The following is an 11861-nucleotide window of genomic DNA, read 5'->3' on the forward strand; positions in this document are numbered from 1 at the left end:
GGGCGTGAAGGGTTTTCTGTTAGGCGATATAGTCCATGGGCAGGCAGCGTTCTGCATACGCAGCCGACGTGCGGCGGGCCAGGTACTCCCCGAGGCGCGCGGCATCCATGGGGGTGGACCGCACCGACACCAGGGTGAGGCCCAGGCTATAGATCTTGTTCAGAATGCCGTTGAGCGACACCTGATCGACCAGTATGCCCGAGAGCGTGGTCATGCCGGACTCGTGGTGGATGGCTAGGCCGCTCAGGCGCTCGGACCAGCGCGGCTCGACGTAGCCGCGCACCACGATGGTGTACCAGCCAAGCTCTGCCGCCTCGGCAAGCTCGGCGCTCGACAGCTGGGCCACCAGACGCCCCGCGTCAAGCAGCGCGTAGCGGTCGCAGAGCCGCCGCGCCAGATCGAGCCGGGCGGTGGCCAGCACCACCGTGCTGGCGGCGCTGCGGGCGTGCTCGGCGATCTGACCCTGCAGGGTCTGCGCCGCCGCCGGGGCCAGACCGGCCCCCGGCTCATCCAGCAGCAGGATGGGCGGGCTGGCCGCCAGCGCGCGCACCACGCCCACGGCGTGCCGCAGCGCCGCCGAGAGCCTGCCCATGCGCTCGCGCCGCCGCCGCCACAGCCCCAGCGAGCGCAGCATGCGCTCGGCCTGCGCGCCGGAGACCTGGGCGTCGGCGGATACATAGTCGAGCAGCTTGGGGTCGCCCTCGGGGCGGGCGGCGGGCAGCAGGGCCGCCCGAACACCCGCCAGCGCTTGGTCGCGCCGCGCGGCCAGATCCACGCCGCCCAGCACCACGCTGCCCGACTCGACCGGCAGGCTGCCCGCCAGCACCTGCAGCAGGGCGCTCTTGCCCACATGCGCCCCGCCCAGGATACCGAACACCTGGCCCACCGGGATGGCCAGCGAGACATGGTGCAGCGCCGCCGTTGGGGTGGCAGCCAGCGACGTGGAGAGCCTGCATATTTCTACAGCCAAAGAGACAGGGTCCATAAAGAGCGCCCGTAGTGTTATAATTCGCCCGTGTATGCTGCGGCCTGCCGACAGGGCGGGGCCTGACAGCATACTGTGTTTTCGGGCGCACATTCCGAGCGCGGCCCGGCGCAGATCGCCCGCGCACAGGAACTATACCCAGGTTCCAGCGCGCCGACATGGCCCAAACGATACATGTTGTGGTTGATCTTGGCCAGGGCGGGCGCGGCGAAAAGATGTACACCTTTTTTGCCAGAGCGGCGCGAGGTACATCGCGCTGCGCGGCCCAGGATGAGAACGGCACTATGCTTGCGGATCTGCACACGCTCGACGCGCATCTCTCCCAGCACCCGCTGCTGGCATCGCTGCTGCGCACCAAGCTCATCCCACCCGAGCCACGGCCCGATCTGGTGGCGCGCTCGCGGGTGAGCCAGCTGCTCAACGTGAGCGCGGCGCGGCGCTACACCCTGGTGGCCGCACCAGCTGGCTTTGGCAAGACCACCGCGCTCAGCACGTGGGCGCGCGAGGCGCGGCAGCGCGTGGCCTGGGTGGGGCTGGATGCCAGCGACAGCGACCCCATGCGCTTCTGGGCCTACGTGATCGCGGCGATGAGCGTGTTTGTACCTGCGCTCACCGGGCAGGCGCTCGACCTGCTGCAGTCGGCGTCGCAGATCACGCTGCTGGAAAGCCTGACGTCGGCGATCATCGCCGCGCTGGGCGCGCAGGCCGATCCGCTGGTGCTGGTGCTAGATGACTACCACCTGATCGAGGCCGCCGCCACCCACAGCTCGCTGGCCTTCCTGCTCGCCCACGCCCCGCCCCAGCTGCACCTGATGGTGGCCAGCCGCCGCGACCCGCCGCTCAACCTGGCCCGCGAGCGGGCGCGCGGCAGCCTAGCCGAGCTGCGCGCCGCCGACCTGCGCTTCACCGTGGATGAGGCCGGCGACCTGCTGAACACCGTCGGCGTGCGCCTGAGCCAGGCCGAGATCACCACGCTGGCCGCACGCACCGAGGGCTGGATCGCCGGGCTGCAGCTGGTGGCCCTGGCCCTGCCCGAGCAGGCCAGCATCCCGCAGTTCATCGGCTCGCTGCGCGGCAGCGACCGCTACATCCTGGACTATCTGGTGGATGAGGTGCTGGCCCACCAGCCGCCCGAGGTGCAATCCTTCCTGCTCAAAACATCCATCCTGCAGCGCCTGAGCGCATCGCTCTGCGAGGCCGTGACGGCGGAGCCAAACGCCCAGCAGATGCTGGAGCAGCTGGAGCAGAGCAACCTGTTCATCGACCCGCTCGACCGCGACCGTGGCTGGTACCGCTACCACCAGCTGTTCGCCGAGTTCCTGCAGGCCCGGCTGGGCCAGCTCTACCGCAGCGAGCTGCCCGGCCTGCACCTGCGCGCGGCCCAGTGGTACCTGGCGCACCAGATGCGCACCGAGGCGCTAGAGCACGCCCTGCAGAGCAGCGACCAGCGCCTGGCCGCCCAGCTGATCGCCGACAACGCCACCACCATGCTGCCCGACGGCGAGATGCACCAGCTGCTGCGCTGGATCGACGCACTGGACGACGAGGCCATGCGCGCGGTGCCTCGGCTCTACATCATCCAGTTCTGGGCGCTGGCCACCACCTCGCAGTTCGACGCCGCCGAGAAGCAGCTGCTGCACACCGAGCCGCTGCTGATGCAGATTATCGAGAGCGGCGAGATGGATGACGCCAAGCGCGAGCTGCGGGGCGAGCTGCACCTGCTGCGGGCCGCATTCGCCCTGATGCACGGCAATATCGAGCAGGCCAACGCCTACGGCAAACAGGCCCAGGGCATGCTCTCGCCCAGCAACCGCTTCATGCAGATCTTGATCACCTGGCTGAAGGGGTTTCAGGCCATCCTCAACCGCGACATCGAGCTGGCCACCGCCACCTTCACCAAGGCGCTTGAGACCGGCTACGGCAGCGGCAACGCCGCGATCGCCCTGGCCGCCGTCTACGGCCTGAGCTACCTGCAGATCATCAACGGCAACCTGCAGAGCGCCAGCTCGCTGCTGCAGATGGCCGTGCGCCGCTTCGAGACCACCAACCGCACGCCCTCGCCGGTGGCCAGCCTGATCTACCTGGTGCTGAGCAAGGTGCTGCGCGAGCACAACGCGCTGGATGAGGCCCAGCGCACCGCCGAGACCAGCATCCAGCTGGCGCAGCGCTGGGGCAACATCCACATCCTGGTGGAGACGCACATCAACCTGGCGCGCGTCCAGCGCGCCCAGGGCCAACTCGACGTGGCGCTGGAGACGACATGGGAGGCCTACAGCTTCCTCGACCAGCTGACCAACACCGCGTGGCTGCGCATGAACATCACATCCGAGCGCATCCGCATCCTGCTGGCCAAGGGCGAGCTTGATGAGATCAGCACGCGCGTGGAGTTCTACCGCATGCACATCGGCACGCTGCGCCGCAAGGACACGCTGACCATGCCGCTGCGCCGCGAGCTAGAGGTGCTGATCTACACCCGCATGCTGCTGGCCCAGGCGGCAGGCGGTGCCGCGCCCGCCGCGCTGGCCGAGGCCAACGAGCTGCTGGCCGAGGTGCAGCAGCGCGTGGTGGAGTCGGGGCCGAAGGAGCGGCTGATCGAGGTGATGGCGCTGCAGGCGATCGCGGCGAGGATCGGCGGCGACCAGCCGCAGGCGATGGCGCTGATCGGGGAGGCGCTGCGCCAGGCCGCGCCGGGGGGGTTCATCCGAGTCTTCGCCGACGAGGGCGCGCAGGCCCACCTGCTGATCAAAGGCTACCACGAGCTGCTGGCCCAGGGGCGCGCGCCGGTGGCGGTCGACCCCGGCTACGTGCGCGCGCTGCTGGGCGCGTTCCCCCAGGCGCTGCCCGCACCGCAGGAGCCGCCTGCCCCGCCGCGCGCCTCGGGCGGCATCCTCAGCGAGCGCGAGCTGGATGTGCTGCGGCTGGTGGCCACTGGCGCAGCCACCAGCCAGATCGCCGAGGCGCTGGTGATCGCCCCCGGCACCGTGAAGCGCCACCTGCACAGCATCTACGGCAAGCTGGATGCGCGCAACCGCACCCAGGTGCTTGAGCGCGCCCGCGCCCTGCGGCTGATCGACTAGCGCGGGGAGAGATAGGGGTCGCCCGGCAGCGCGATCGGCCTGATCGCGCGGGCCGCGATCGCGGGCCGCACCTCGCCATCCACGAGCGTGCTGGAGAGCACGCCATCCACCGCCACCCACTGGTCATCGGCCAGCGCATCCACGCCCGCGCCCACCAGGGGCATGCCCACCGCGCTAGCATCGGCGGCGCAGCACGCCACCACGTAGCGCGCCACGTACACCACCTGCGAGCCGCGCGGGCGAAACACAAACCCCTCCACATATGCGGGTGCGCCAGCCTCGGGCAGCTGCTGCGTGCTGGCCGCAATGCCCCAGTCGAGCAGATCCCACATGCGCGTGTCGCCCTGGGCCAGCCGTCCCTGCTGGAAGCCGCCCAGCGCATCGGCGCGGCCCGCCAGGCTGGCCGCCCCCAGCGGCTGCGCGGGCGTGAATGTGCCCAACAGCAGCGGGATGGCCAGCAGCATGTAGGCGGGAGCGCGGCCCGCCAGCAGCTCGGGCGACTCGCTAAAAATGCCACGCACGCGCCCCAGGCCCATGGCGATCAGCAGCAGCGCCGCGCCCTGCACCAGCAGCGTGTAGCGCGGGTTGATGTAGTAGGCTAGCCCGCCGTGGGATGCCTTGGCCAGCAGCATCACGCCAGTGAGGCCCAGCAGCGCGGTCTCGATCAGGGCAGGCCAGCAGATCGGCAGCTGCTCGCGTCGCTGGTAGGTGGTCATAGCGCCCCCAGCAGGTTCAGCGCCACGCAGGCCGCCGCCACCAGCGCCGCGCTCAGCAGCACCAGCCCGGCCACTGCGCGGGGCGGAAACGTGCTGGTGAACATCAGCACGCTCTTGATATCGACCATCGGGCCAAAGACGAGGAAGGCCAGCAGCGCGCTGGGGGCGAAGCTGCCCACGAACGAGAGCGCCACAAAAGCATCCACCGTCGAGCAGATCGAGAGCGCCGCTGCCAGCAGCATCATGGCTAGCACCGAGAGCACTGGCCCCTGGCCAAGCGCCGTGAGCGCCGCCGGGGAGATGAAGGTCTGGAGCGCCGCCGCCAGCAGCCCGCCGATCACCAGAAAGCGACTCATCTCGAAAAACTCCTCGCGGGCATGGCCTAACAGGTGCGCCAGCCAGCCCGCGCCATGCTCGTGGTGGTGGTGGCCCGCGTGGGCATCCAGCGCACCCAGGTGCGCCCACAGCGCATCACGCGCCGTGGCGCTGCCGCCCAGGGCCATCGCCACCGCCATCGCCACCACCAGCGTCAGCCCCACGCGCCATGCCACAAAGCCCCAGCCCAGCGTGCCGACAAACGCCACCGCCGTGCTGATGATCACCACCGGGTTCACCACCGGCGCGGCCAGCACGAAGGCGATGCCCAGCGCGGGGTGGGCGCCCTTCTGCATCAGGCGGCGGGCGGCGGGCACCGCGCCGCACTCGCACACCGGGAAGGCCAGCCCCAGCAGCGCGCCCAGCAGCGCCGCCCCCAGCGCGCCGCGCGGCGCCGCCCGCTGGATGCGCTCGGGCGTAAGATACAGCTCGATCGCCGCCGAGACCACCACGCCCGCCAGCAGAAAGGGCAGCGCCTCGAAGAAGATGCCCAGGAACACCGTCACAAAGCCGCGCAGCCGCCCGGCCAGCCCCGCCAGCGCGGCGGGCACCAGCAGCCCGCTGCCCAGCCACAGCGCCGCCGCCAGCAGCGCCGCCGCGCCCCACAGGCCCGCGCGGCGCATGCGCGCGCTCGGCGCCAGCCGCCGCGCGCCAGCGGCCCAAAATACATCTGCCATATCGCCCCCTATGCCTCGGCCAGAACCGCCCCGGCTTGCAGCCGATCCATCCGCAGCGCGGGGCGAGCGGTTAGTTATGCCGCGATGCGCTTTTATTCAATACGCATAAAAAACTCATCGAGCTGCACAATCCTATTGAGACAAGATACAGAAATATACCAGATCTGGTGTGGAAAACAAGACGCTTGGCCAAGTGTTTTCCCCAAGCGATCTAGCCCAATGACTGCTGGCCTTGGAGGAATATAGGCAGATATGGCATGGATCAGGCCGACATCGTACCATATCTTATCCCCAATTTGTGTGTATAGCCTGTGGATAATGTGCAGAAAAACCGTGGAAGGGGCGGCTTGACAAAATCCCCTTATTGATACATTATATCTTTAGCAGCGACGCTTGCCTTTTCTCAGCCATCTCGCCTGCCATGAAGCAGGCTCGCACCAGAAAGTGAACCCATGAAGCTCGTCTCACCTGCCCTGGCCCGCTGGGCCGCCCTACTGGCCGTGGCCAGCCTGAGCCTGGCCGCCTGCGCCAGCACGCCCGCAGCCAGCACACCTGCAGCATCCCAAGCTACTGCGCCCGCAGCCGAGGCCACCGCAGCCACCCCAGCCGCAGCCGAGGCCACCGCAGCGCCCGCAGCCAAGCTGCATGCCGTCACCACCATGAGCATTCTGGCCGACATGGTGCGCAACGTGGGCGGCGACCGCGTGGAGGCCGAGAACATCATCCCGATCGGGGCCGGGCCAGAGGACTACCAGGCCACCCCGCAGGACGCCCAGAAGATCGCCGAGGCCGACATCCTGTTCTACAACGGCTTTGGCCTGGAGGACTGGCTCACCCCACTGTTCGAGAGCGCAGGCAAGCCCGACATGCCCAGGGTGGCCGTGGCCGAGGGCCTGACCGGCATCGACGCCGACGAGGAGTTCGCGCAGGGCAACCCGCACTTCTGGATGAGCGCGGCCAACGGCATGGCCTATGTCGAGAACATCCGCAAGGCCCTGGTGCAGGCCGACCCGGCGGGCGAGGCCAGCTACAACGCCAACGCCGCCGCCTATGCCGCCAAGCTCCAGGCCCTGAACGACGAGCTAAAGCAGCAGGCCGCCGCCCTTCCCGAATCCCAGCGCAAGCTGGTGACCAACCACGACGCCTTCCCCTACTTCGCGCAGGAGTACGGCTTCACCGTGGTGGGCAACATCCTCACCAACCCCGAGGCCCAGCCCTCCGCAGGCGAGCTAGCCAAGCTGATCGAGGAGATCAAGGCCCAGGGCGTCAAGGCGGTGTTCTCCGAGTCGCAGTTCAGCACCGCCCTGAGCGAGACTCTAGCCAAGGAGGCGGGCGCGCAGGTGGTGGCCAACCTCTACACCGACACGCTGGGCGAGCCGGGCACCGAGGGCGGCAGCTACATCGACATGCTACGCTACGACATGAAGACCGTGGTCGACGCGCTCAAGTAGCCGCCAGCTCACATCCAGGCCAGAGCACGGCGGGCCGACCCTGCGCAGGGTCGGCCCGCCGCCGCGCATCACCGCGCCGCCTATTCTCTGGTACTATAGCAGCCAGGAATCATATGACTATTGCCACTTATCCTATGGAAACTCCCACCACAGCAGCCGCCAGCACCAGCGCTCCTGCTATCGCTATAGAAAACCTGACGGTGCAGTATGACGGCACCCGCGTGCTTGAGGGCGTCAGCTTCGAGCTGCCCCAGGGCCAGCTGGTGGGCATCATCGGGCCAAACGGCGCTGGCAAGACCACCATGCTCAAGGCCATCCTCGGCCTCATCCCCACCGAGGGCGGCAGCATCCACATCTGCGGCGTGCCCGCCGCCAAGCACGGCGGGCGGGTGGCCTATGTGCCCCAGCGCGACGTGATCAACTGGCGCTTCCCGGCCAGCGTGGCCGACGTGGTGCTGATGGGGCGCTACGGCAGGCTGGGCTGGCTGCGCCGCCCCGGCCCCGCCGACCGCGCCCTGGCCGCCGCCTGCCTGGAGCAGGTGGGCATGCAGGCCTTCGCATCCCGCCCGATCACCGATCTCTCCGGCGGGCAGCAGCAGCGCGTGTTCCTGGCCCGCGCCCTAGCGCAGGAGCCGGATGTGCTGCTGCTGGATGAGCCGATCAGCGGCGTGGACGCGCCCACCCAGGAGATCATCCTCGACATCCTGGCCGGGCTGGCCGCGCAGGGCAAGACCCTGCTGCTCACCACGCACGACCTGCACTGCAACATGGATCGCTTCAGCGCGCTGCTGGCGCTCAACCACCGGCTGGTGGCGCTGGGGCCGGTGGAGCAGGTGCTCACCCCCCACAACTTGGCAGCAACCTATGGCACGCAGGTGGTGCTGTCCGACGGCACCGGCGTGACCCTTATCAATCAGTAGAATCAGCTATGACCTGCAGCAATCTTTGGGAGTGCGTGGCCGCGCCGCTCCAGTACGAGTTCATCCGCAACAGCCTGATCGCGGCGATCATCATCGGCGTGGTCTGCGCCTTCGTGGGCGCGTTTGTGGTGCTTCAAGATCTGGCCTTCATCGGCGATGCCCTGGCCCACGCATCCTTCCCCGGCGCGGTGATCGCCTTCATGTTTAACCTGAATCTGGCCATCGGCGGGGCGGTGGCCGGGCTGCTCACCGCGCTGGGCATCGGCGTGATCGTGCGCCGCAGCAAGGTGAGCCAGGATACCGCCATCGGCGTGCTGTTCGCGGGCACCTTCGCGCTGGGCGTGCTGCTGTTCTCGCGGATCAAGAACAACACCAAGGATCTGTTTGGCCTGCTGCTGGGCGACGTGCTGGCCATCCGCAGCAGCGACCTGATCGTGATCGGCATCATGGGCCTGATCGTGATCGGCACCATCCTGGCGCTCTACAAAGAGCTGACGCTCATGACCTTCGACCGGCTCCAGGCCGAGGTGATCGGCCTGCCCGTGGCCTGGCTGCACGAGCTGCTGCTGGCGCTCATGGCCATCACCATCGTGATCGCGGTGCAGACGGTAGGGATCGTGCTGGTGGTGGCCATGCTAGTCACCCCGGCGGCCACGGCCACCCTGCTGGTGCGGCGCTTCCCCATGGTCATCCTCGTGGGCGCGGTGCAGGGCGTGATCGGCACAGTGGCGGGGCTGTACATCTCGTACTACATGAATGTGGCCTCGGGCGCATCGATGGTGCTGGTGATGACGCTTATGTTCGCCATGGCGCTGGTGTTCTCCCGGCTGCGCGGGCGCTTCCGCCAGCGGCGCGCGGCGGCATAGGGCGCAGCTCAGCGCATTGGGAAGGCCTGCCAACACATGTCGGCAGGCCTTTTGTGTACGCTATGATCTTCGGCAACCAATATAAACACCGCATCTAGGGAATATGAAACTTCTTTTCACCCGCCACCGCATCGCCGTGGCCCTGGCCGCACTGAGCGTAGGAGCGCTGGGCTTGCTGACGCGCTCGGCGCTGGTGCCGCGCGGCAGCCTAGCCGGGCAGTATGGCGGCGACGCGCTGTGGGCCACACTGGTGTACCTGCTGGCGCGCTGGCTATGGCCGCATGCGCCCGTGGCCCGCGCCGCGGCGGGGGCGGCTGCCCTCGCCGCGGCGGTGGAGCTGAGCCAGCTCTACCACGCGCCGTGGCTCGACGCGGTGCGGCAGACGACGCTAGGGCACCTCGTGCTGGGCCAGGGCTTCTTGTGGAGCGACATGGCCTGCTATGCGGCGGGCGTGGCGCTGGGCGCGTGCGCCGAGCTGGGCCTGCGGCGGGCGTATCAGCGCTTTTTCCTGTCACTGCGATAAGGTGCCCGCGAGCCGTTTTTTTGAAGCAAACCAGAGAGATGCAACTCTCTCTGACAATCGCGTGAGGGAATGTTTCATCCAGCGCGAGCTTGGCTTCTCAATAAACTGGTGTATTACAAACGACACCAGCAGCATAAAGAAAACCATCCCCCAGAACACGACATGCATATTCAGCATGGGATAGAGCCGATTAATGATGATATACCCCACATGCTGATGGAGGAGATAGGCTGGGTACGTCAGCCCGCCTAAGAAAACCCAGCGCAGCTGCCCAAACGAACCAGTTTTGCGCAAAACGATAAACATCATAGCGACAAAGTACGATGTCACCAACGCCTTGGTAACCCAGATATTCGTGTCGGTATGATAGTGAATATTAAAAAAGGCCACCTCTGGCTCAAGCAGCATCAGCGCGTACGCCCAGCAGAGCACAATCATGATACAGCGCTCAAGCGATATGCCGTGTTTCCATATCAGGAAATACGATGCTCCTGCGATGAAGTAGACTGAATACTGTGTTACTAGGTTTTCTCTCAGGATATCCCATTTAAAATAGTTTACTATTGGCGTCAGGAAGAGCCAAAACCAAAGGATCCTATTAATTCTATGTATCTTACCTGCCAGCAATATAAGCGATATGATGATATAGAAGTTTATCTCGTAGTATAAAGACCAGTATACGCCATCTACGCTTGACGAGTTTAGCCTATTGCCGAACATCGTCATATTCTTCAAATATTGTATAATACTAGTTGGGAACCTATCTCCACCAAAAAACAACTTCACCAAGAACGTTATCGTACAACAAACCCAAAAAGCCGGATAAAGCCTTGATGCGCGCGATACAACAAAGGTTCCAAAACCGCCCCGGTCTGCTGTCATTAATATAACAAACCCACTGATAATAAAAAAAAGCTCTACACCGAATCTGCCATACCTAGCAATAGGAGCGATGAGGGTGTAATCCATCTTTATATAATCATCAGCGGCATAGGCCCGGAATCCATAATGAAACAGAATAACCATAATAACAGCAATAAATCTCAGAAGATCTATCTCATTAACTCTCATTCGATCATGATTTTCGCTCAATGGTTTTTCTCCTTATGCACAGCTAAAATATCGGGAGAATATATGTGCAGGTGTCGAATTTGCAGCTACGATTGTAAGGTACATCCTGCTGAGAGGTCAACTGCGAGGAGCAGGGCCATACCCCGTCCTAGCGGGTAAAGCTCCGCAGGCAGCTAAATAGCTTATGCGTTGCGATGGGGGCCGTGCACACCGCAGCAAACAGGGTGGCGCGTTGATTGTATATCAATGCGCCACCCTGTTTTGCCGCAGTATATCGCTACGCTAGCTCGACAGGGAACTGGATCTCGCACACGGTGTCGGGGTCGTGCTGATCGCCTGGAATGGTCGGGATGCGCAGGTTGACCTCGCGGCACGGCCCGATGATGCGGTAGCCGTGCTGGTCGATCCAGCGAGCTATGGCATCGTAGGCCTGCCCGATGGTGGCGAACGGGCCATTGTGGATGACCGAGGCCATGGACTCAACGCCAGGCAGGATGCCAACCGCCATAGGCCCCTGCGCAACCAGGCCGGGCGCAACTGGCGCGCACACCTCGATATCCCAGTCGCGCTCCTTGCCATCGGGGTCGTGGTAGAGCGAGATGCAGGGGGCGATGATCCGCGACTCCCAGGGTTCGAGGTGGGCCAGAAGCTCGGCCCACAGGCTGTGCTGCTCGGGCGGGGTGGGCACCACCCCGCGCACCGAGGCCACTAGCATCGGCTCAACCCGTTTGATGATCACATCGTAGCTGGACATAGCAGGTTCCTCCTCAAGCTGTCGTAGCAAGCCCTCAACCCGTTGCAGACGTTCCTCTTCCTCGCGCATCCGCTGGCCGATCTCGGCGCGGCGCAGCATGAGCATGCCGCGCATGTGATCAGCTGTCACCTCGCCATCCAATAGATGCCGAATCGACTCAAGCGAGAAGCCCAGGTCTTTCAGCGCCAAAATGCGGTAGAGCCGTGGTAGCTGGTGGAACTCGTAGTAGCGGTACGAGGTAAATGGGTCCACCTGCACCGGCTTCAGCAGGCCAAGCTCGTCGTAGAGCCGCAGCGCCTTGATCGACACCCGGCTGAATTTCGAGAAATCCCCGATCCGTAACATCACCGCACCTCCTCCAATAGGTTGTACACCCTCTTCTAAGAGGAGAGTCAAGCAGCTCTTGAGGGTGGGGCAGCCGACACCCGATTTATTGCAATTCTGCT

The 11861-nt window shown here is 65.4% G+C and carries 10 protein-coding genes; 5 read left to right on the forward strand and 5 right to left on the reverse strand.

All coding sequences use genetic code 11. The annotated features are described in order from the left end of the window. Positions 1-19: 19 nt before the first annotated feature. On the reverse strand, positions 20-1078 hold the full coding sequence (locus tag F8S13_03040) for an ATP-binding cassette domain-containing protein (GenBank protein KAB8144828.1): 1059 nt from the start codon (positions 1076-1078) through the stop codon (positions 20-22). A gap of 65 nt (positions 1079-1143) precedes the next feature. Here F8S13_03040 and F8S13_03045 point away from each other — a divergent pair, with 65 nt between their 5' ends. Beyond that, positions 1144-4062, forward strand: a complete 2919-nt coding sequence (locus F8S13_03045) for an AAA family ATPase (GenBank protein KAB8144829.1) — start codon at positions 1144-1146, stop codon at positions 4060-4062. On the opposite strand, the gene F8S13_03050 is transcribed toward F8S13_03045, so the two are convergent. Both F8S13_03050 and F8S13_03055 read right to left on the reverse strand, forming a co-directional pair. After that, entirely contained in the window at positions 4059-4778 is a 720-nt protein-coding gene (locus tag F8S13_03050) for a TIGR03943 family protein (protein KAB8144830.1), read from the reverse strand. The genes F8S13_03045 and F8S13_03050 overlap by 4 nt on opposite strands. Next, positions 4775-5830 carry a permease gene (locus tag F8S13_03055; protein ID KAB8144831.1) on the reverse strand — a complete coding sequence of 352 codons (1056 nt, stop codon included), beginning with the start codon at positions 5828-5830 and terminating at the stop codon, positions 4775-4777. Before F8S13_03055 ends, F8S13_03050 begins: the two co-directional genes overlap by 4 nt. Positions 5831-6282: 452 nt before the next feature. On the opposite strand from F8S13_03055, the gene F8S13_03060 reads away from it, so the two are divergent. The 4 genes from F8S13_03060 (at position 6283) to F8S13_03075 (ending at position 9590) form a co-directional block, all read left to right on the forward strand. After that, entirely contained in the window at positions 6283-7281 is a 999-nt protein-coding gene (locus F8S13_03060) for an adhesin (protein KAB8144832.1), read from the forward strand. 134 nt (positions 7282-7415) lie between these two features. After that, complete coding sequence (locus tag F8S13_03065) at positions 7416-8201, forward strand: metal ABC transporter ATP-binding protein (protein ID KAB8145236.1); 786 nt, start codon at positions 7416-7418, stop codon at positions 8199-8201. 8 nt (positions 8202-8209) lie between these two features. Further along, positions 8210-9067, forward strand: a complete 858-nt coding sequence (locus F8S13_03070; GenBank protein ID KAB8144833.1) for a metal ABC transporter permease — start codon at positions 8210-8212, stop codon at positions 9065-9067. Between the two features lie 103 nt (positions 9068-9170). Then, positions 9171-9590: a DUF2809 domain-containing protein gene (locus tag F8S13_03075; GenBank protein KAB8144834.1), complete on the forward strand. Its 420-nt coding sequence runs from the start codon at positions 9171-9173 to the stop codon at positions 9588-9590. Here F8S13_03075 and F8S13_03080 read toward each other — a convergent pair. Both F8S13_03080 and F8S13_03085 read right to left on the reverse strand, forming a co-directional pair. Beyond that, entirely contained in the window at positions 9579-10682 is a 1104-nt protein-coding gene (locus F8S13_03080; GenBank protein ID KAB8144835.1) for an acyltransferase, read from the reverse strand. The two genes, F8S13_03075 and F8S13_03080, sit on opposite strands and share 12 nt — an antisense overlap. 256 nt (positions 10683-10938) lie before the next feature. After that, complete coding sequence (locus F8S13_03085) at positions 10939-11760, reverse strand: MerR family transcriptional regulator (GenBank protein KAB8144836.1); 822 nt, start codon at positions 11758-11760, stop codon at positions 10939-10941. Positions 11761-11861: the final 101 nt, after the last annotated feature.

The organism is Chloroflexia bacterium SDU3-3 (assembly GCA_009268125.1).
Taxonomy (GTDB): domain Bacteria; phylum Chloroflexota; class Chloroflexia; order Chloroflexales; family Roseiflexaceae; genus SDU3-3.

What these genes read in the sequence shown, in the direction of transcription:
- F8S13_03040 (KAB8144828.1), bottom strand. Translation starts at nt 1,078, where the DNA reads ATGTGCGCCCGAAAACACAGTATGCTGTCAGGCCCCGCCCTGTCGGCA.
- F8S13_03045 (KAB8144829.1), top strand. Translation starts at nt 1,144, where the DNA reads ATGGCCCAAACGATACATGTTGTGGTTGATCTTGGCCAGGGCGGGCGC.
- F8S13_03050 (KAB8144830.1), bottom strand. Translation starts at nt 4,778, where the DNA reads ATGACCACCTACCAGCGACGCGAGCAGCTGCCGATCTGCTGGCCTGCC.
- F8S13_03055 (KAB8144831.1), bottom strand. Translation starts at nt 5,830, where the DNA reads ATGGCAGATGTATTTTGGGCCGCTGGCGCGCGGCGGCTGGCGCCGAGC.
- F8S13_03060 (KAB8144832.1), top strand. Translation starts at nt 6,283, where the DNA reads ATGAAGCTCGTCTCACCTGCCCTGGCCCGCTGGGCCGCCCTACTGGCC.
- F8S13_03065 (KAB8145236.1), top strand. Translation starts at nt 7,416, where the DNA reads ATGGAAACTCCCACCACAGCAGCCGCCAGCACCAGCGCTCCTGCTATC.
- F8S13_03070 (KAB8144833.1), top strand. Translation starts at nt 8,210, where the DNA reads ATGACCTGCAGCAATCTTTGGGAGTGCGTGGCCGCGCCGCTCCAGTAC.
- F8S13_03075 (KAB8144834.1), top strand. Translation starts at nt 9,171, where the DNA reads ATGAAACTTCTTTTCACCCGCCACCGCATCGCCGTGGCCCTGGCCGCA.
- F8S13_03085 (KAB8144836.1), bottom strand. Translation starts at nt 11,760, where the DNA reads ATGTTACGGATCGGGGATTTCTCGAAATTCAGCCGGGTGTCGATCAAG.